This window comes from Actinokineospora sp. NPDC004072 (assembly GCF_053604195.1).
Genome location: NZ_JBSGHB010000002.1, coordinates 48,712 through 68,327, shown reverse-complemented (window position 1 = coordinate 68,327; position 19,616 = coordinate 48,712). Strand labels below are relative to the sequence as shown.

The following is a 19,616-nucleotide window of genomic DNA, read 5'->3' as shown; positions in this document are numbered from 1 at the left end:
CTCCCCCCGGATGGCTAGCGGCGCAGGCCGAGCCGCTGGATCAGCGACCGGTAGCGCTCGATGTCCACCTTGGTCAGGTAGTTCAGCAGCCGCCGACGGCGGCCGACCAGCAGCAGCAGACCGCGCCGCGAGTGGTGGTCGTGCTTGTGCGTGCGCAGGTGCTCGGTGAGGTCGCGGATGCGCTTGGTCAGCAGCGCGACCTGCGCCTCCGGCGATCCGGTGTCCGAGTCGTGCACGCCGTACTCGGCCAGGATCGACTTCTTCTCCGCGGTGGACAGCGCCACTGGGTGTTCTCCTTGATCGTGTTGTGCCGTGCTGGGTGGTGCGTCGGTACCGGCCGCCACGGACCGCAGCCGGACCCAAAACGCAAGGTTAGCAGGTGGGGGCTGGCCGAAGCCGCACGCCACCCACCCGGGTGTAGCGCCCCTGCTCGCTCGAGTACAACGCCAACTCGGGGGCGATCCATTCCGGGCCGCGGTAATCGGCCAGGTCGGGCGCCCATCCACCAGGGCGCTGCTGCCTGCCGATCGTGACATGCGGGACGTAGGGGCGCGACTCCTTTTCCACGACCGCGGCGGCGTTGAGCGCGTCGAGGTCGGCGGCCACGCCGATCCAGGTCACCCCGGGGAACACGCCGACGCCGCGCAGCCGGATCCGCGGCGCGGGGTGGTCTTGGACACGCCCGGTGAGCCACGGCATCCCGGGGAAGCCGGTCGCGCCGTAGAAGGCGACGGTGATGTGCCAGTGGTGGCGGGGCTCGGGGCGGACCCCGGCGGGGAAGGGCGGCAGGGCGGCGGCGAGGTGGTCGGCGACGTGGTCGGGCAGGGGGAAGGCGGCGAAGAACCTCGTCACACCCGGTGCCTCCCGGCCCGGCGCAGCAGGTCGGCCAGCTCGGGGAAGCGCTGGTCGAGCAGCTCGGCGGCCTGGGTGAGGTCGTCGGGGGCGATGAGCCTGCGCAGGGCCATGATCGCGCTGCGGCCCACGTCGACCGGCAGGCTGTCGCGGGTCACGGCTGGCTTGGAGACCCGCACGTCCTCCAGCGCCTTCTGCAGGTGCTCCTTGGCCCCGGAGGCCACCTCGGGGGTGAGGATCTTGCGCTCCAGCATGATCAGCCGGGCCAGCACGGCCGGGTTGCCGATCTTGGCCCGGCGCCCGCTCATCACCTGGCTCAGCATCGGCGCGCTGATCCCCAGCACGTCGGCGAGGTTGGCCTGCGAGGTGTCGAAGGCCACCACCAGCCTGCGCACCCGATCGCCCAACGGCTCCCCGTACCACTCGCGCTGCAGCGCGATGTTGCGCTGGACGATCTTGTGGTCCTCCACCTTGTCGGCCTCTCTCCCTACGACCCGGCCGTATCTTGCCAGGTGTTCATCACCTTCCGTAGGGATTCGGCCTATTCGCCGTCCAGCAGCGCGCGGGTGCGGGCGACGTCGTCGTGCATCTGCTCCACGAGGGCCTCGGTGGTGTCGAACCGCTCCATCGGGCGGATGCGCTCGTGGAAGTCCAGGGCGACGCGCTGGCCGTAGAAGTCCTCGTCCACGTCGAGGACGAACGCCTCCACCCGGCGCTCGCGGCCGGAGAAGGTCGGGTTCGTGCCGACGGAGACGGCCGCGGTCATGGGCGCGCGGTTGGGCAGGTGGAACTTGCAGGCGTACACGCCGTCGGCGGGGATGGCGGTGTAGCGGGGGGTGGAGAGGTTCGCGGTCGGGAAGCCGAGCTGGTGGCCCCGCCGGTCGCCGCGCACGACGATGCCCTCGACCCGGTGCGGGCGGCCGAGCGCGGCCTCGGCGGCCCGGACGTCGCCCGCGTCGATGCAGGCGCGGATGTAGGTCGACGAGAAGGTGACCTCCCCGCCGACCAGGCTCGCGCCCTCGGTGGCGAAGCCGAAGCGGTTGCCGTACTTGGTGAGCAGCTCGACGGTGCCCAGGGCGCGGTGGCCGAAGGTGAAGTTCTCCCCCACCACCACGGCGGCCACGTGCAGCCGCTCGACCAGGAACTCGTGGACGAACTCGTCGGCTGGCACCTTGGACAGCTCGGGGGTGAAGGGGAGCACGCAGAACACGTCCGCGCCCAGCTGCTCGACCAGCTCGGCCTTGCGGGCGAGCGTGGTCAGCTGCGCCGGGTGGCTGCCCGGGCGCACCACCTCCGCCGGGTGCGGGTCGAAGGTCACGACCACGCTGGGCACGTCCTTCTCGGCGGCGAGCTTCACCGCCCGGCTGATGAGCGCCTGGTGCCCGCGGTGCACCCCGTCGAACACGCCGATGGTGGCGACGCAGCGCCCCCATCCCCCCGGCAGGTCGTCAAGCCCTCTCCATCGCTGCACGGGGATGAGCCTAGACCGCCAGGGCGACGAGCGCCTTGGCCGTCTTGCCCTCGTCCACGCCGAGCGCCAGCGCCCGGCCCGCGGGGTCGAACATCCCGTAGGTCCCGGCGATGCCCGCGGCGGGCAGCCGCTTGCCGTGGGACAGGGCGATCGACTCCACGCGGTCGAGGTCGCGGCGCGGGAAGGCGGCGGCGACGGCGGCGTCGAGGTCCAGCGACAGGCCGGGGGCGTCCTGCAGGGCCTCCAGCGTGCGGGCCACGCGCAGGTCGAACGGGCCGACCCGGGTGCGGCGCAGCTCGGCGAGGTGGCCGCCGGTGCCCAAGGCCGCGCCCAGGTCGCGGGCCAGGGCGCGCACGTAGGTGCCCGAGGAGCACTCGACCATGACGTCGATGTCGATGGCCTTGTCGTCGCGGCGGGTGGCCAGCACGTCGAAGCGGTGCACGGTGACCGGGCGGGCGGGGATGACCACGTCCTCGCCCGCGCGGACGCGGGCGTAGGCGCGCTTGCCGTCGATCTTGACGGCGCTGACGGAGCTGGGGACCTGCTCGATGGGGCCGGTCAGGGCGGCCACGCCCGCGGCGACGGCCGCGTCGGTCACCCCGGCCAGCACGGCGGGGTCGGGCTCGGACAGGTGCTCGCCCTCGGCGTCGTCGGTGGTCGTCGCGGTGCCCAGGCGGATCGTGGCCAGGTAGACCTTGCGGTCCAGGGCCAGGTGCCCGAGGAGCTTGGTGGCGCGCTCCACGCCGAGGACGAGGACGCCGGTGGCCATCGGGTCCAGGGTCCCGGCGTGGCCGACCTTGCGGGTGCCGATGATGCGGCGGACCCGGGCGACGACGTCGTGGGAGGTCATGCCGGGTGCTTTGTCGACGACGACAAGCCCCGGCGGCACAGCAGGGCGAGAAGACACGACCGAGAATCCTACGCGGCGAATCCTAGGCGGCGCGGGCGATGTCCCAGGCACGGCGGCGGATCTGCACCGGCACCGCCTCCCCGGCCTCCACCTTGGCCAGCACCACAGCCCGGGCGCGCAACCACCACACCACCGTGCGCCACGACCCGGCCACGAGCATGACCAGGAGGGCGGCGAAGGCCAGCCGGAACTGCGCGGCCCCGGCCGCGGCCGCGTCGCCGCCGATGAGCAGGCCGACGGCCAGCGCCGCGGCGGTGGTCGCGCCGAAGCCGCCGACGTTGGCGATGCCGCTGGCGGTGCCCACGCGCCGCAGCGGGTTGTAGTCGCGGACGATGGCGAAGGCGATGCCCGACATCGGCCCGCCCGCGGCCAGCACGGCGAAGGCGGCGACGACCAGCGGCGTCGGCAGCCCGCCCGCGAAGGCGACGATCAGCGCCCAGATGAGCGTGGCCGCGCCGAGGTAGGCCAGGACGATGGGCAGCCGCGCCGCGGGGCGGCGGCCGATCAGCTCGCCGATCACCGGGCCGCAGAGCATCGCCACGACGACCATCAGGCTGAGCACCGCGCCCGCCTGCGGTGCGGTCAGGCCGTGCACCTGGACCAGGTACGGCAGGCCCCACAGCAGGCCGAGGACGTTGGGGGCGAAGCAGGTGGACATGTGCACCCAGAAGCCCAGCCGGGTGCCGGGCACCCGCCACGCCTGCCGGACCTGGTCGAGGGTCTGGCGCACGCCGACCGCGTCGCTGCGCTGCGGCTCCTCCCCCGCAGGCGCGTCGCGCACCCGCCAGACGACCACGACCGCGTACCCGGCGGTGACCAGGCCGATAGCGGCGAAGGCGGTCGTCCAGCCGGTGTGGGCGAGCAGCAGCGTCAGGGGGACGGTGGCGGCGAAGTTGCCGACCGAGCCCAGGGCCGCGGTCGCCGCGGTGAGCGTCGGGTACCTGCGAGGCGTGTAGTGGGCGGCGACCAGGCGCAGGACGCTGACGAAGGCGAGGGCGTCGCCGAGGCCGAGCACGCCGCGCGCGACGAGGGCGGGGGCGTAGGAGCCCGCGAGGGCGAAGAGGAGCTGGCCGGAGCCCATGAGCAGGGCGGCGGCGGTCAGCGTCACGCGCGGGCCGAAGCGGTCGACGAGCAGCCCGGTCGGGATCTGCATGGCCGCGTAGACGCCGATCTGGAGCACGGTGAACCCCGACAGCGCCGCGGCCCCGATGCCGAACCGCTCGGCGGCCTCCAGCCCGGCCACGCCGAGGGTCGTGCGGTTGAAGACGGCCAGCAGGTACACCACCACCGCCGCACCCCAGACGGCCAGCGCACGCGGCGATCTCACCCAGCACTCCAATCGACTCGCCACATTAGAACCGACGCGCCCGCAGATAGTTAGCCATGCTCACGTGTGGTTGCTCACCCCGGCGCGCCGACGACCGCCCAGCGCGCGGTGCGGGCGCGGGCGAGCAGGGCGGCCAGGCGGATGGCCATGAACGCCGACAGGCCCGTCCAGATGCCGACCAGACCCCAGCCGAAGGCGTGGGAGATCCAGATCAGCGGCAGGAAGCCGACGAGGGCGGCCAGCAGGGTCGTGGTGCGCAGGTAGCGGGTGTCGCCCGCGCCGAGGAAGACGCCGTCGAGGGCGAAGACGACGCCCGCCACCGGCTGCATGGCGACGAAGAACCACCAGGCGTGCGGGATCTCGGCGAGCACGCCGGGGTCGGCGGTGAACAGGTGCGGCAGGACCCCGGCGACGGCGGCGAAGCCGATCCCCGAGCACACGCCCGCCAGCAGGCCGTAGCCGGTCACGCCGCGGGCCAGCGCGCGGGCGCGGCGGGCGTCGCCCGCGCCCAGGGCCGCGCCGACCAGCGACTGCGCCGCGATGGCCAGGGAGTCCAGCACCAGCGACAGGAACGTCCAGAGCTGGAGCACGACCTGGTGCGCGCCCGCCGCGGCCACCGAGTGCCGGGCGGCGACGGCGATGGCGGAGACGAAGCACGCCTGGAAGGCCAGGCTGCGCAGGACGAGGTCGCGGCCGAGGACGATCTGGCGGCGCATGATGTCCCAGCGGGGGCGCAGCGCGGCGGTGCGCAGCGCGGCGAGGAACAGGCTCGCGGACACGGCCTGACCGGCGACGTTGGCGAAGGCCGAGCCGTTGAGGCCCAGGCCCGCGGTGTGCACCAGGAGCGGGCAGAGGACGGCGGAGACGCCGTTGCCCGCCAGCACGTAGCGCAGCGGCGACCGGGTGTCCTGCACGCCGCGCATCCAGCCGTTGCCCGCGAGGGTGATCATGATGAGCGGGGCGCCGCAGATGGCGATGCGGACCCAGGACTCGGCGTCGTCGGCGAGCTCGCCCGGACCTGCGAGGAGCCGGACGAGCGGACCGGCCAGCAGCTGTCCGATGAGGACGATGATGAGGCCGAGGCCCGCCGCCAGCCAGGTCGCCTGCACGCCCTCGGCGACGGCATCCTCCCGCCTGCCCGCGCCGTAGAGGCGGGCGGCGCGGGCGGTGGTGCCGTAGGAGAGGAAGGTGAACTGGGTCGACAGCTGGGCCAGGATCACCGCGCCGACGCCCAGCGCGCCCAACTCGGTGCCGCCCAGCCTGCCGACGACGGCGGTGTCGACGAGCAGGTACAGCGGCTCGGCCGCGAGCACCGGCAGCGCGGGCACAGCCAGCGCGAGCACCTGACGCCGCACGACGCCTCCCCCGTAAGATGCGAATGATGGGTTCGCCCCTTACCGTAGCTGTAAGGACCGGGAATGGACAACGCCGATTACCTCGACGTCGCGCTGCGCCTCGCCAACGCCGACCTGACCGACCTCCCGGCCCTCCGCGCCGCCCTCCACGACGAACCCTGGTGGGCCGACCGGACGACGGACGCCGACCTGACGGCGTTGCGCAGGGTGGCCGAAGCGGTGCGCTCGGCGCTGGATGCCGCGGCGGACCGGGATGGGGACGCGGTGCTGGAGCGCATCAACGCCCTGCTCGCCGCCCACCCGCCCCGGCCGCGGCTGTCGGGCCACACGGGGAACTGGCACGTCCACGTGGCGGACGCGGACGCGCCCCCGGCGACGGAGGTCGCCGCGGCGGCGGCGTGGGGTTTGGCCCAGGGCATCGTCCGCCACGGCCTGGACCGCTGGGGCCGCTGCCCCTGCGGCAACCACTTCCTCGACGCCTCCACCAACCGCGCCAAGCGCTTCTGCAGCTCCCGCTGCGCCAACCGCACCAACGTCGCCGCATTCCGGGCGCGGCGGAGCCAGGGGTGAGGGGCAGAGCAGCCGACGCCCGCAAGAGGTGAGAGCGGAACGGCACGCACCACGTTCATTAGGCGCGAGACGCGATGAGGCTGCCGATAGAGAAGCCGGTTCCGCACGGGCAGGGCCAAGGGCCATTCAGCGAAAGGACGAGCGGCCCGGGTGGTGGCTGTGCGGTTCATCCCGGGCCGCTCGCACCTTGACTAGTCGGGGAGGCGGTTGCCGGTGGCGGCGTCGAAGAGGTGGATGGCGCCTGGTTGGGGGGTTAGGGAGAGTCGGGCGCCGCGGTGGTAGGGGGACATGCCGGGGGTGCGGACGGTGAAGGTGTGGGGGGCTTCGCGTTCTTCCGCGCTTTCCGCGACCTCGACGTGGGGGAGGTCGGAGGAGCAGTAGAGGTATTGGTCGCTGCCCAGCTCCTCCACTACCTCGACCACCGCGGGGATGCCGGTGGGGGCGATCGTCCAGCCCTCGGGGCGGATGCCGATCACCACGCGGTCGGAGGTGAGGGCGGTGCGCTGGGTCGGGGTCAGGGGGATGGACAGGCCGCCGACCTTCGCGGAGTCGCCGGAGACCGCGGCGGGGATGAGGTTCATGCCCGGGGAGCCGATGAAACCGGCCACGAAGACGTTGGCGGGGCGGGCGAACAGGCCGATGGGGGTGTCGCACTGCTGGAGGATGCCGTCGCGCAGGACGGCGACGCGGTCGCCCATCGTCATGGCCTCGGTCTGGTCGTGGGTGACGTAGATCGTCGTCACGCCCAGGCGGCGCTGCAGGGAGGCGATCTGGGTGCGGGTCTGCACGCGCAGCTTGGCGTCCAAGTTGGACAGCGGCTCGTCCATGCAGAACACCTGCGGGCGGCGCACGATCGCCCGGCCCATCGCCACGCGCTGGCGCTGGCCGCCGGAGAGCTTGGCGGGCTTGCGCTCCAGGTACGGCTCCAGGTCCAGCAGGGCCGCCGCCTCGCGCACCCGCTTGACCCGCTCCTCCTTCGGCATCTTGGCGATCTTCAGGTGGAAGCCGATGTTGTCGGCCACGGTCATGTGCGGGTACAGCGCGTAGTTCTGGAACACCATCGCGATGTCCCGCTCCTTCGGCGGCAGGTTCGTCACGTCGCGCTCGCCGATGCGGATCGCGCCGTCGTCGACGCCCTCCAGGCCGGCCAGCATGCGCAGCGTGGTCGACTTGCCGCAGCCGGACGGGCCGACCAGCACCAGGAACTCGCCGTCGGCGACCTGCAGGTCGAGGGTGTCCACCGCGGGGGTGGGGTTGCCCGCGTAGTAGCGGGTGGTCCCGTCGAAGGTGACGGTTGCCATCAGGACTCCCTTCCGCGCCGGATCACTTGCCCGCGCCGAGGGTCAGGCCGGTGATGATCCGGCGGGCCAGCAGGACGTACATGACCAGCATCGGGAGCACGACGATCGCCACGCCCGCGATCAGGCCGCCGTACTCGGACTGGTAGCTCGCCGCGCCGTAGAGCGTGAACAGCGCGCGGGCCAGGGTGAAGTTGGCGTTGTCGGTGAGGAACACGATCGCCAGCAGCGTCTCGTTCCACAGCCCGATCGCGTTGAGGATCAACGCGGTGATCAGGCCGCCGCGGGCCAGCGGGAGCATCACCCGGAAGAACGTGCGGACCGGGGAGGCGCCGTCGATCGCGGCGGCCTCCTCCAGCTCGTCGGGCAGCGACTTGAAGAAGCCGGTCAGCAGGAACACGGTGAACGGCAGCGACAGGGCCACGTACACCAGGAACATGCCGAACAGGTTGTTGGTCAGCCCCAGGTCGGCCATGCCGATGAACAGCGGGATCACCAGCGTCTGGAACGGGATGCCCATGCCGATGGCGATGAAGTTCGTCATCGCGCCGCTGCCGCGCACGCCCAGCCTGGTCAGCGCGTACGCCGCGGGCGCGGACACCAGCACGATGACCACCGACGACACCGCCACCAGCACCACCGTCACCAGGAAGGCGCTGCCGAAACCGGCGCTCTCCCAGGCGTAGCGCAGGTTGCGGAACGGGTCGCCGCGCTCGAACCAGGTGTAGGGCAGGTGGAAGGGCTTGTTGAAGATCTCGATGGGCGTCTTGAACGCCGCGGTCACCAGCCAGTAGAGGATCACCACGTTGAGCGCGGTGAACAGCCACACGAACGCCATGCCCACGATCCGCAGCGGGCTGAACCCGCGCGCGGTCGGGGCCGGGCGCGGCTTGCGCGGCGGGGTGCGGTCGGGCCGCCGGGCCCGGGGCGCCGGGACCTCAGGAGCAGACACGGTCACGTCCTTACCCCCTGTCAGAACTGGATGGTGTCGCGGCGCATGAGCCTGCGCAGCGCGACGACGAGGACGGACACCAGCGCGATCATCACCACGGCCGCGGCGCAGGCCATGCCGTACTCCGGCGAGCCCGCGGTGCCGAAGGAGCGGTCGAAGACGTAGAGGCCCAGCGTCCAGGACTCGATCGGCGGGGAGTAGGTGCCCGGCCCGGCCAGCACGAACACCAGCTCGAAGATCTTGATGGCGCTGATCGTCCACAGCACGCCAGCCACCCCGATGACGTCCCAGGTGAGCGGGAGGGTGACGTTGCGGAACTTCTGCCACGGCGAGGCGCCCGCGATGTCGGCGTCCTCGTAGAGGTACGGCGGGATGCGGTCGACGGCGGCCATGAGGATCGTGATGTAGAAGCCCGCGCTCGCCCAGATCAGGCAGCCCACGACGACCCACGTCACGTTCTGCGGCGCGAGGAACTTCACCCCGTCCAGGCCGACGCTCTCCAGCAGGAAGTTGACCAGGCCCTGCCGGTTGGGCCGGTAGATCAGGATGATGCTGAAGAACATGCCCAGCGCGACCGGCGCGACGACGTTGGGGAAGAACAGGATCGCCCGCACCAGCTTCCCGCCGCGCATCTCGCGCAGCACCATCGTGAACAGGAAGGCCAGCAGGAACGTGCCCACGCCCGCCACGAAGATGTAGAGCAGGGTGTTGAGGAAGGAGTGCAGGAAGGCGTCGGAGGCGAGCAGCTCGGCGAAGTTGCCGACGCCGTTGAACCGCGGGGTGTCGCCCGCGCCCTGCCACCTGGTGAAGCCCAGCACGACCGTGGCCACCGTCGGCACGACCATGAACAGCACGTAGAGCCCCACGGCGGGCAGCAGGAACGGCCAGAACAACCGCTTCTTGCGCACCAGGTGCGCCCCGGAGGCGGACGGCGCGCCCGCCCCCGGGAGGGTCCGCGCGGGCATCAGCCCGCCGTCCGCCAGAACTCGGCCTGCTTGGCGGCCAGCCCCTCGACGAACTGGGTGGCGCTGATCGAGCCCTTCAGCAGGTCGTTGTTGAGCGGGTAGAACACGTTGTCCACCCACTTGCCCGCGGCGAGCCCGTCGAGGCCGTCCATGAAGATCGCGCGCTCCGCGGTCGGGTCCTCCAGCGCGGCCTTGACGTCCTTGAGCGAGTCCGGGACGGGCAGGTCCGGGCGCGGGGTGAGGTTGTCGGCCACGGCCGGGATGCCGGAGAGGATGTCCTTGTTGAGCACGTAGGCGATGAACGCCTTGGCGGCGTCGGGGTGGGCGGCCTTCTTCGGCACCGAGAACCCGATCGGGAGCTGCTCGACGATGCGGTGGGTCGCGCCGTCGGGGGTCGGGAACTGGAAGGAGGCGTAGTTGATGCCCTTGTCGCCGCCCTGCTTGTTCAGGTACTCGCGGGTCTCGCTCGGGCCCCACGAGCCGACGAACAGGAACGCGGCCTCGCCGTCGGCCCAGCGCTGCTGCACCTGCGGGAACTTCGAGGCGTCCCAGCCGTCGATGAAGTAGCCGCCGGTGGCCATCCGCTCGACCAGCGCGGCGGCCTGGCCGAAGCCCGGCTCGGTGGTCCACGCCTTGCCGGTCTTGTCCTGCGCGGCCTTGGCCAGGCCGCCGGGGCCGACGTAGCGGGCGGCGATCTGGGTGAAGAAGTAGGCGTTGTAGAAGTTGATGTCGCCGTCCTGGGCGATGGCGGCCATGCCGTCGGCCTTCGCCTTGTCGAACAGGGCGAACAGGTCGTCCATCGTCTGCGGCGGGGCCAGGTCGGGCAGCAGGTCCTTGTTGTACCACCAGGCGTTGCCCAGGATCTCGTACGGCACGGAGAAGATCGCGCCGTCGTCCTGCTTGTTCTGCGGCATGTCGTAGTAGCCCGAGGAGATCACGTCGCGGACGGCCTTGTCGCCCTCGCCGACCTTGTAGTCGAGCACGTCCTGCACCGACTGGGTGCCGCCCGCGGCGACGACGGCGGCGCGGACCTGGCTGATGTCCTGGTCGAACAGGTCGGGCACGGTGTCGGTGTTCAGCGCCGGGGCGACGTTCTGGGTGAGCAGCTTGCGGCCGAGCCACTGCACGTTGACCTTCACGCCGGTCTTGTCCTGGAAGCAGCGGATCGCCTTGCTCAGGACCTTGCCCTGCGGCTCGTCCTCGGTCCACATCGACCAGTAGGTGAACTCCTTGCCGGTGGGCTTGGTGCCGACCTCGGGGCACGGCGCGTTGAGGTAGTCGTCGACGCCCGGGAGGGTGAGCGCGGCATCCCCGCCCCCGCCACCCGCCCCGGTGCCCCCGCCGCATCCGGCGAGCGCCAGCACGGCTGCCGCCGCCATGACCGTCAACCTGGTCGAACGCATGATCACCACCTGATCGAGGCGCCGACGGGACGACCGGGGGCCGCCCATCGGCTGCGTATTTGTGCGCAGTTCGTCGTACTCAGAGCATCTTGTCGGCGTACTTCATCCGGCACCCGAGGAGGCGGGCGACGAATTGGTTTATACCACTTCGGATCGGCCGGACCCAGCCTTCCGAATCGGTCGAGAAAGCGGCCGGTAGTGGAAAGTTACAGATGAGCGATCACCCACCTGGCGCTATCCCATGATCGAATCATGGGCATTGATCGCCAGGCAACCGGACAAAGGGGGCGATCCGACGATTCGGCTCGGCAGCAGCCCACGCGCGCGAGGCCCGCACGCGCATTCCACCGGCCGAATCGCCTTGATCGATTCCGCCTGCTATCCGATGGACTCGCCGACGTGGCGCAGCACCTCGGGCATCACCGAGGTCCAGTACTGCGCGGTGTGGCCCTGCCCCGGCGCGAAGAACGACTTCGCCCCGGTGTGGGTGGCCAGCTTCCTGGCCGCGGGGGCCAGCGCGTCGTCCTCGCCGCACCAGATCGCCAGCGGGACGCTCGACGTGCCGGTGAGCGGGTTGGTCTCGGCCCAGCGCTGCTCGTCGATGAGGCCGAACTCGGCCGCGTCGGCCCACTCGGTGAACACCGCGGGGCTCACCATCGCCACCACGGTCGGGCCGGGCTCCTGGGCGTAGGTGTAGGCGGCGACGGCGCCGGTCGACAGGCCCATCACCGCGAACGGCGTCGGCGCGAGGCTGGCCGCCACCAGCCACTCCGGCAGCTCCTCGACCAGCATCTTCTGCGCGTCGGCGGTCCAGCGGCCGCCGTCGACGGCGACCACGGCGAACGGCGGCACCCCGGCGCGGGCGGTCGCGGTGAGCAGCGACGGCAGCCCCAGGTCGATGAACTGCCGCGCGTCCTCGCCCTGGCCGTGCAGGGCCAGGCACACCGGCAGCTCCCCGGCGACGTCGCGCGGGCGCATGATGATCACCTGGACGTCGCCGATGCTCGACCGGTAGACCAGCTCGCTCAGCGACGGCGTGGCCAGGGTCGGCGGGGTGACGGTGAGCTGCGCGGCCGGGGTGATCTCCTGGGCGGGCGCCGGGCGCTTGCCGCAGGCGCCCAGCAGCAGCAACGCCCCGAACCCGAGCGCTCTTCGTCTCGTCAAGTCCACAGTGGTCCTCTCGGCCAACCGACGGGCGGCCGAGTATAGGTCTGCACCATTACGGAGCGGCAGCGCGCAGGTCACGCTCGCCGCAGCCGCAGGAAGTCCGTCACCGCGAACAGCCGGTGCGCCCGCTGGTCCCCGGCCGCGAACAGGCTCCCGACCTGGGCTTCTGCCACGAACTCGGGGTGGGTGACCGGAAAGGACTTCCCGTCGTGCTCGACGACCGCGCCGCCCGCGGCGATCACGTTGCGTACCCAATCGGTCCGGGGGCCGTAAGGGAGCGCGATGACGAGCGCCCCATCGCCGTCGGCCACCATCACCACCGGGGTGCGGTACTCCGCGCCGCTGACCCGGCCCCGGTGGCGCACGACCGAGGCGTAGGCGCCCCGCTGCCCGGCCGTGCGGAGCTGGCGCGGGTTGACCACCCGCCGGTTCATCCGGCGCACGGCGGACTGCACCGGCCGGAACTTGACCCGCATCGCCACCAGGAACAGCACGCCGAGCACCGCGACGGCCCCGACGACCCACCCGAGCACGATCCACATCGGGCTCACGCCTCCTCGACCGCGACGACGACCTTGCCCCGGGCGTGACCTGCCGCGAGATGGGCCACGCCCGCCGCGGTGTCGGCCATCGGCACCACGCGGTCGATCAGCGGCCGCAGCTTGCCCGCCTCGACCAATTCAGACAGCTCGGCGAGGTCGGCGCCGCGCCACTTCGCCACCAGCGGCACCATGCGCTGGCCGACCACCAGGTCCAGCGCCCGCAGCCGCAGCAGCGCGCCCAACGGGCCGAGCCAGGCGTTCTGCCTGCGCCCGTAGGAGGCCAGGTAGGTCGCCCGGGGCAGGAGGACCCGCCGCCACGCCGTGGCCGGGCGGTCGCCGACGTTGTCGAGCACCAGGTCGAAGCTCGGCGACCGCCGGGTCACGTCCTCGGCGGTGTAGTCCACGACGTCATCGGCCCCGAGCGAGCGGACCCGCTCGACGCTGCCCCCGCTGCACACGCCGGTCACGTGCGCGCCCCGCGCCTTGGCGATCTGGACGGCGAAGCTACCGACGCCGCCACCCGCGCCGTGCACGAGGACGCGCTGGCCCTCCTGCACCCCGCGCATGGCCTGCAACGCGGTGATCCCGGCCAGCGGGATGGCGGCGGCCTCTACCGCCTTTAGCCCGGCGGGCCGCGGGCGGATGGCGTCGGGGGTGACGCGCACGTACTCGGCCACCGAGCCCATCACCGGCAGCATCGAGCGCTCGTCGACGCGGCCGTAGACCTCGTCGCCAGGCGCGATCCCGACCACCCCCGCGCCCACCGACTCCACCTGCCCCGCGAAGTCCCCACCGACCCCGCCGACCCGCGGCCGCATGCCGAACTGGACCGGGCGCATCACGTACGGGATGCCGGTCATGATGTGCACGTCGGCGGGGTTGAGCGCCGCCGCGCGCACCCGCACGACCACCTCACCCGCCCGCTCCCCCGGCTTCGGCACGTCCGCCAGCCCCAGCACGTCGGCCCCGCCGTAGCGGTCGAACCTGATCGCCTTCATCCCGCCCCCTCGCGTTGATTCTTACAACGTAAGGCTAGACTTACGCTGTAAGGGCGTCAATGGGCGGGCGGAATCCGGGGTGAGAGTGCGGAGGGGGTCAGCGTTGGGCGCGCGGAACCCGGTCGAGGTCGGGAAGCGGTCAGCCCTGGGGGCGCGGAACCCGGTCGAGAGCGGGGAAGAGGTCAGCGCCGGGCGCGCGGAATGCCGGCCGAGGTCGAGAGGGAACCAACCCTGGGACCACGGAATCCCGGCCGAGATCGGGAAGGGGGCAGCCCTGGGCACGCGGAAACCTGGCCGAGAGCGGGAAGCGGTCAGCCCTGGGCACACGCAATCCCGGCCGAGAGCGGGAAGCGGTCAGCCCTGGGCGCGCGGAACCCGGTCGAGAGCGGGGAAGAGGTCAGCGCCGGGCGCGCGGAATCCCGGCCGAAGTCGAGAAGGAACCAACCCTGGGCACGCGGAATCCCGGCCGAGATTGAGAAGGGGTCAGCCTGGATGCACGGAACCCGGCCCGAGGTTTAGAAGGGGTCAGCTCTGGGTGCGCGGAATCCGGGTCTAGGTCGGGATGGGTCAGCCTTGGGCGCGCAGGCGTTCCAGGCCGTCGAGGATTAGGTCGAGGCCGAACTCGAACTCGGCCTGGTGGTCGCACCAGCCCATGGCCTTGGCCGGGTCGCCGTGGGTGATCTCGGCGACCATTGCGGCCAGGTGGGGGTAGTGGCCTGCCAGTTCCTCCAGGTCGGCCTCGGCCTCGTCGGCGGCGGCTGGGTCGAGGTCGAAGGGCTCCTGGGCGAAACCCAAGGCCCGGCTGCCCAGGGCGTGCAGCGCGCGGTGGGCCAGGTCGTAGGTGAACCCGCCGGCGCGGAAGATCGCCAGGATGCCGTCGTAGTAGCCGATCACGGCCGGGCTGATCGACTGGCGCGTCTCCAGCACGCGCGCCGCCCACGGGTGCCGCAGCAGCACCTCGCGGGCGGTCATGATGCGGGCGCGCATCGCCACCTGCCAGCCGCCCGACGCCCGCTCACCGCCCGCCGCTGGCTCGCTGCCCGCCGTCCTGTCGCCACCCGCCGCCGGTTCGCTGCTCGCCGACCGCTCGCCACCCGCCGCTGGCTCGCTGCTCGCCGCCCGCTCGCCGACCGCCGCTGGCTCGCTGCTCGCCGCCCGCTCGCCGACCGCCGCTGGTTCGCTGTTCGCCGTCCGCTCGCCGACCGCGGCCGGTTCGCTGCTCGCCGCTGGCTCGCCGACCGACGCCCGCTCGCCGCCTGCCGCCCGCTCGCCGACCGGCGCGGGCTCGGCGAGTGCGTCGGCGATTTCGGCCATGATGACCTCGACTAGGCCGTCGAGCAGGGCTTCCTTGTTCGCCACGTGGTGGTACAGCGACATCGCCTCGACGCCGAGGTCGGCGGCGAGGCGGCGCATGGTGAGGGCGGGGATGCCCTCGGCGTCGGCGATCGCCAGCGCGGCGTGCAGCACGCGGTCCCGGCTCAGCGGGACGCGCTCAGCTGTCACTGTCGTCGGACTCGGGCTCCCGCGGCGCCTTGTACGGGTCCGGGTCGCCCGCGGGGGTCGCCCCGGAGGCCAGGGCGGCCACCTCGGCGTCGGCGGCCCTGGCCTGGGCGAGCAGGTCATCGATGCGGCGGGAGTCCTCGGGGATGGTGTCCGCGACGAACTGCAGCGTCGGGGTGAACCGCACCCCGGTCTGCTGGCCCACCTTGCTGCGCAGCACACCGCGGGCGCTGTCGAGCGCCGCCGCCGCGCCCGCCATGTCCGGCTCGGTGTCGATGCGGTCGCCGAGGACGGTGTAGTAGACCGTCGCCTCGCGCAGGTCCGCGGTCACCCGCGCGTCGGTGATGGTCACCCGCGCCAGGCGCGGGTCCTTGACCTCGTGCTCCAGGGCCGAGGCCACGATCTGGGTGATGCGCTTCGCCAACTTGCGCGCGCGGGGTGCGTCGGCCACGACTGCGATCCTTCTCAATCGTCGTCCGGGCCCAGCAGCCGGTGCCGGGCGGACAGGAGTTCGAGTTCGGGGCGGCCCGCGACCAGGCGCTCGCACGCCTCCAGCACCGAGCGGACGTGCCCGGCGTCGGCGGCGGCCACGGCCACCCCGATGACGGCGCGCCGGTGCAGGTCGAGGTGGCCCGCCTCGGCGGCGGAGACCTCGAACCGGCGGCGCAGCTCGGCGATCACGGGCCGCACGGCGGACCGCTTCTGCTTCAACGAGTGGACGTCGCCGAGCAGCACGTCCAGCTCCAGAGCGCCTACATACATGGGTGGGGGGTGGGTCGGACCGGGGGCGTCCTGGCCGGACGCCCCCGGTCGGCTGGCTACGACCGCGGCTTCTCGCGCATCTCGTAGGTCTCGATCACGTCGTCGACCCGCAGGTCGCCGTACGAGCCGAGGGTGAGACCGCACTCGAAGCCCTCGCGGACCTCGGTCACGTCGTCCTTGAACCGCCGCAGCGTGCCGACGGTCAGGTTCTCCTGGATGACGACGTTGTCGCGCAGCAGGCGGGCCTTGGAGTTGCGCCGGATCTCCCCGGACATCACCAGGCAGCCCGCGATCGTGCCGACCTTCGAGGACTTGAAGACCTCGCGGATCTCGGCGCGGCCGAGCGCGACCTCCTCGTAGATCGGCTTGAGCATGCCCTTGAGCGCCTGCTCGATCTCCTCGATCGCCTGGTAGATGACCGAGTAGTACCGCACGTCGATGCCCTCGCGGTTGGCCAGCTCGGTGGCCTTCCCCTCGGCGCGGACGTTGAAGCCGATCACGATGACGTTGTCGGCGATGGCGAGGTTGATGTCGCCCTCGGTGATGCCGCCGACGCCGCGGTGGATGACCCGCAGCTCGACCTCGTCGCCCACGTCGATCTTGGTGAGGGCGTCCTCAAGGGCTTCGACGGTACCGGAGTTGTCGCCCTTGATGATCAGGTTGAGCTGGCTGGTCTCCTTCAGCGCGGAGTCGAGGTCCTCCAGGCTGATGCGCTTGCGCTTCTGCGCGTTCTGCGCCGCCCGGGTGCGGGCCGCGCGCCGCTCGGCGATCTGCCGGGCGATGCGGTCCTCCTCGACCACGAGGAACGTGTCGCCCGCGCCGGGCACCGACGTGAAGCCGATGACCTGGACCGGACGCGACGGGTACGCCTCGGTGACGTCCTCGTTGTGCTCGTCCACCATGCGCCGGACGCGGCCGTAGGCGTCGCCCGCCACGATCGAGTCGCCGACGCGCAGCGTGCCGCGCTGGACCAGCACGGTCGCCACCGGGCCGCGGCCGCGGTCGAGGTGGGCCTCGATCGCCACGCCCTGGGCCTCCATCTCCGGGTTGGCCCGCAGGTCGAGGGTGGCGTCGGCGGTCAGCAGGATCGCCTCCAGCAGGCCGTCGATGTTGATCGCCTGCTTGGCGGAGATGTCGACGAACATGGTGTCGCCGCCGTACTCCTCGGCGATCAGGTTGTAGTCGGTCAGCTGCTGGCGGATCTTCTGCGGGCTCGCGCCCTCCTTGTCGATCTTGTTGACCGCGACCACGATCGGCACGTTCGCCGCCTGGGCGTGGTTGATCGCCTCCACCGTCTGCGGCATGACGCCGTCGTCGGCGGCGACCACGATGACCGCGATGTCGGTCGCCTTCGCGCCGCGGGCACGCATGGCGGTGAACGCCTCGTGACCCGGGGTGTCGATGAAGGTGATCGCCCGCTCGTTGCCGTCGAGCTCGGTGACGACCTGGTAGGCGCCGATGTGCTGGGTGATGCCGCCCGCCTCGCGCTCGTGCACGTTGGAGGAGCGGATCGTGTCCAGCAGCCGGGTCTTGCCGTGGTCGACGTGGCCCATGACGGTCACGACCGGCGGACGCGCCTGCAGGTCCTCCTCGTCACCGGCGTCCTCGCCGTAGGTGATGTCGAAGGAGTCGAGCAGCTCGCGGTCCTCCTCCTCGGGGGAGACGACCTGCACGTTGTAGTTCATCTCCGAGCCGAGCAGCTCCAGGATCTCGTCGGAGACGGACTGCGTCGCGGTGACCATCTCGCCGAGGTGGAACAGCACCTGCACCAGCGAAGCCGGGTTGGCGTTGATCTTGTCGGCGAAGTCGGTCAGCGAGGCGCCGCGGGCCAGCCGGATCGTCTCGCCGCTGCCCTTGGGCAGGCGGACGCCGCCGACGCTGGGCGCCTGCATGTTCTCCATGTACTCCTGGCGCTTCTGCCGCTTCGACTTGCGGCCGCGCTTGGAGGGACCACCGGGGCGGCCGAACGCGCCTGCCGCGCCGCCGCGGCCACCGGGACCACCGCCGCCGGGACGGCCGCGGAACCCGCCGCCGCCACCACCGGCCGGGGCGCCAGCGCCGCCGCCGCCACCACCGGGGCGGAAGCCGCCGCCACCGCCCCCACCGGGACGGAAGCCGCCACCGCCGCCACCGCCGCCGCGGAAGCCGCCGCCACCGCCGCCGGGGCCGCCACGGCCACCCGGGCCGCCACGACCGCCGCCGGGGCCACCGGGACCACCGCGGCCAGCGCCAGCCGGGCGCGGGGGCCGCGGCGGCATCATGCCGGGGTTGGGCCGCGGGGGCATCATGCCCGGGTTCGGGCCACCGGGACGCGGGCCAGCGGGCCGGTCACCGCGCGCGGCGGCCGGACGCTCGCCACCGGGGCGCGGGCCGCGCTCCTGGCGCTCGCCGCCACCGGGACCGGCCGGGCCGGGCCGGGGGCCGGACGGGCGCGGCGCGGGCGCACCGGCGCCGACGCCGAAGGGGTTGTTGCCGGGCCGCGGGGCGCGCGGACCGGGCTTGGGCGACTGCGGACGCGGCGGGACCACGGCCCCACCGGCGCCCGGCTGCTGCGCCGGGGGCTGCTGCTTCGGACCCGGCCGGGGGCCGGGGGCCGGAGCGGGCTTGGCCGGGGCGGCCGGAGCCGACGCCGAGGACGCCGCCGCCGCGGGCCGCTGCTCGCGGGCCGGAGCGGGCTGCTGCTGCTCCGGGCGCGGGCCGGGCTTCACCCCGGGCTTGGGACCGGCGCCCGGCTTCGGGCCGGGGGCGGCCGCGGCCGGGCGCGGGCCCGGTGCGGGTGCCTGCTTGCCCGCAGCCTGCGCGGGAGCCGCCGCGGCGGCCTGCTGCGGCTGCGGGGCCGGGGGCCGGGGGCCGGGCTTGACGCCCGGGCCCGGGCGCGGACCCGGCTTCGCGGCGGGCTTGGCCTCGCCGCCGGAACCGCCCTTGTCGCCCTTGCCCTGGTAGCTGTCGCGCAACCTGCGCGCCACGGGCGCCTCCACGGTGGAGGACGCCGACTTCACGAATTCGCCCATGTCCTTCAGACGGGCGAGAAGATCCTTGCTCGTTACACCGAACTCCTTGGCGAGTTCGTGCACGCGGGCCTTGCCTGCCACTGCTCTCCTCATCTGGTGAGGTCGGCGGGCATAGGTCCCGTCGACCTCGTCCTATCGTCGCGCGTTCATGTCTTCAGCTTCACGGCTGACTCATGACGGGTCGACCTGCTTCCTGTCTTTCCCAGCGGCGCGGGAAGCTCCCGCGCCTGCACGGCCTGCGATCCGGTCGATCGCCGACCGGAGGCCGTCGACGCAGACGGCCCCCTGGACCCGGAAGGCCCTGGGGAACGCGCGCCGCTTCTCGGCCGTGGCCAGACACTCGGGACGGGGGTGTATCCACGCCCCCCTACCGGGCATCCGACGCCGCGGGTCGGGGATGGCCTCCCCGTCCGCGAGCACCACACGCAGCAGTTCCGCGTCCACCGCCCGGACACGGCAACCGACGCAGGTCCGCACCCGCTGGGCTGGACCGGGACGCGCGGAAGCCGGTTCCTGACGATGAACCACGGGAA

At 72.6% G+C, this 19,616-nt stretch carries 20 protein-coding genes; 1 reads left to right on the top strand and 19 read right to left on the bottom strand.

Features of this window, described 5'->3' with window-relative positions:
- Positions 1 to 14: 14 nt before the first annotated feature.
- From rpsO to ACWEPX_RS02610, 7 genes are all read right to left on the bottom strand, one after another.
- Positions 15 to 284 carry a 30S ribosomal protein S15 gene (gene rpsO / locus ACWEPX_RS02640; RefSeq protein WP_451895327.1) on the bottom strand — a complete coding sequence of 90 codons (270 nt, stop codon included), beginning with the start codon at positions 282 to 284 and terminating at the stop codon, positions 15 to 17.
- Between the two features lie 88 nt (positions 285 to 372).
- On the bottom strand, positions 373 to 852 hold the full coding sequence (locus ACWEPX_RS02635) for a 2'-5' RNA ligase family protein (RefSeq protein ID WP_451895326.1): 480 nt from the start codon (positions 850 to 852) through the stop codon (positions 373 to 375).
- Complete coding sequence (locus ACWEPX_RS02630; RefSeq protein ID WP_451895325.1) at positions 849 to 1,322, bottom strand: XRE family transcriptional regulator; 474 nt, start codon at positions 1,320 to 1,322, stop codon at positions 849 to 851. Before ACWEPX_RS02630 ends, ACWEPX_RS02635 begins: the two co-directional genes overlap by 4 nt.
- Positions 1,323 to 1,393: 71 nt before the next feature.
- Positions 1,394 to 2,323, bottom strand: a complete 930-nt coding sequence (locus tag ACWEPX_RS02625) for a bifunctional riboflavin kinase/FAD synthetase (protein ID WP_451895324.1) — start codon at positions 2,321 to 2,323, stop codon at positions 1,394 to 1,396.
- A gap of 10 nt (positions 2,324 to 2,333) precedes the next feature.
- Positions 2,334 to 3,254: a tRNA pseudouridine(55) synthase TruB gene (gene truB, locus ACWEPX_RS02620; protein WP_451895722.1), complete on the bottom strand. Its 921-nt coding sequence runs from the start codon at positions 3,252 to 3,254 to the stop codon at positions 2,334 to 2,336.
- Between the two features lies 1 nt (position 3,255).
- Positions 3,256 to 4,560 (bottom strand): MFS transporter, encoded by a 1,305-nt coding sequence (locus ACWEPX_RS02615; protein WP_451895323.1) that lies wholly within the window; start codon positions 4,558 to 4,560, stop codon positions 3,256 to 3,258.
- Positions 4,561 to 4,634: 74 nt separating this feature from the next.
- Entirely contained in the window at positions 4,635 to 5,915 is a 1,281-nt protein-coding gene (locus tag ACWEPX_RS02610; protein WP_451895322.1) for an MATE family efflux transporter, read from the bottom strand.
- 63 nt (positions 5,916 to 5,978) lie between these two features.
- Here ACWEPX_RS02610 and ACWEPX_RS02605 point away from each other — a divergent pair, with 63 nt between their 5' ends.
- Positions 5,979 to 6,485, top strand: a complete 507-nt coding sequence (locus ACWEPX_RS02605; RefSeq protein ID WP_451895321.1) for a CGNR zinc finger domain-containing protein — start codon at positions 5,979 to 5,981, stop codon at positions 6,483 to 6,485.
- 191 nt (positions 6,486 to 6,676) lie between these two features.
- Here ACWEPX_RS02605 and ACWEPX_RS02600 read toward each other — a convergent pair whose 3' ends face one another.
- The 12 genes from ACWEPX_RS02600 to ACWEPX_RS02545 form a co-directional block, all read right to left on the bottom strand.
- Positions 6,677 to 7,786: an ABC transporter ATP-binding protein gene (locus tag ACWEPX_RS02600; protein ID WP_451895320.1), complete on the bottom strand. Its 1,110-nt coding sequence runs from the start codon at positions 7,784 to 7,786 to the stop codon at positions 6,677 to 6,679.
- 22 nt (positions 7,787 to 7,808) lie between these two features.
- Positions 7,809 to 8,735, bottom strand: coding sequence for a carbohydrate ABC transporter permease (locus ACWEPX_RS02595; RefSeq protein ID WP_451895319.1), 927 nt, complete (start codon positions 8,733 to 8,735; stop codon positions 7,809 to 7,811).
- Positions 8,736 to 8,755: 20 nt separating this feature from the next.
- Complete coding sequence (locus tag ACWEPX_RS02590; RefSeq protein WP_451895318.1) at positions 8,756 to 9,700, bottom strand: carbohydrate ABC transporter permease; 945 nt, start codon at positions 9,698 to 9,700, stop codon at positions 8,756 to 8,758.
- Complete coding sequence (locus ACWEPX_RS02585) at positions 9,700 to 11,103, bottom strand: ABC transporter substrate-binding protein (protein ID WP_451895317.1); 1,404 nt, start codon at positions 11,101 to 11,103, stop codon at positions 9,700 to 9,702. Before ACWEPX_RS02585 ends, ACWEPX_RS02590 begins: the two co-directional genes overlap by 1 nt.
- 378 nt (positions 11,104 to 11,481) lie before the next feature.
- The gene (locus ACWEPX_RS02580) at positions 11,482 to 12,267 is read right to left on the bottom strand and encodes a hypothetical protein (RefSeq protein ID WP_451895316.1); all 786 of its coding nucleotides are present in this window, start codon (positions 12,265 to 12,267) and stop codon (positions 11,482 to 11,484) included.
- A gap of 77 nt (positions 12,268 to 12,344) precedes the next feature.
- Positions 12,345 to 12,812 carry a nitroreductase family deazaflavin-dependent oxidoreductase gene (locus ACWEPX_RS02575; protein ID WP_451895721.1) on the bottom strand — a complete coding sequence of 156 codons (468 nt, stop codon included), beginning with the start codon at positions 12,810 to 12,812 and terminating at the stop codon, positions 12,345 to 12,347.
- A 5-nt stretch (positions 12,813 to 12,817) separates the two neighbouring features.
- A complete protein-coding gene (locus ACWEPX_RS02570; RefSeq protein WP_451895315.1) occupies positions 12,818 to 13,810 on the bottom strand; it encodes an NAD(P)-dependent alcohol dehydrogenase in 993 nt (330 codons plus the stop codon).
- Positions 13,811 to 14,377: 567 nt separating this feature from the next.
- Positions 14,378 to 15,313, bottom strand: a complete 936-nt coding sequence (locus ACWEPX_RS02565; protein ID WP_451895314.1) for a TetR/AcrR family transcriptional regulator C-terminal domain-containing protein — start codon at positions 15,311 to 15,313, stop codon at positions 14,378 to 14,380.
- Positions 15,303 to 15,761: a 30S ribosome-binding factor RbfA gene (gene rbfA / locus ACWEPX_RS02560; RefSeq protein WP_451895313.1), complete on the bottom strand. Its 459-nt coding sequence runs from the start codon at positions 15,759 to 15,761 to the stop codon at positions 15,303 to 15,305. The genes ACWEPX_RS02565 and rbfA overlap by 11 nt, the downstream gene beginning before the upstream one ends.
- Positions 15,762 to 15,775: 14 nt before the next feature.
- Positions 15,776 to 16,072 (bottom strand): DUF503 domain-containing protein, encoded by a 297-nt coding sequence (locus ACWEPX_RS02555; RefSeq protein ID WP_451895312.1) that lies wholly within the window; start codon positions 16,070 to 16,072, stop codon positions 15,776 to 15,778.
- 56 nt (positions 16,073 to 16,128) lie between these two features.
- Positions 16,129 to 19,164: a translation initiation factor IF-2 gene (gene infB / locus ACWEPX_RS02550; protein WP_451895720.1), complete on the bottom strand. Its 3,036-nt coding sequence runs from the start codon at positions 19,162 to 19,164 to the stop codon at positions 16,129 to 16,131.
- Positions 19,165 to 19,254: 90 nt separating this feature from the next.
- Positions 19,255 to 19,503 carry a YlxR family protein gene (locus tag ACWEPX_RS02545; protein ID WP_451895719.1) on the bottom strand — a complete coding sequence of 83 codons (249 nt, stop codon included), beginning with the start codon at positions 19,501 to 19,503 and terminating at the stop codon, positions 19,255 to 19,257.
- Positions 19,504 to 19,616: the final 113 nt, after the last annotated feature.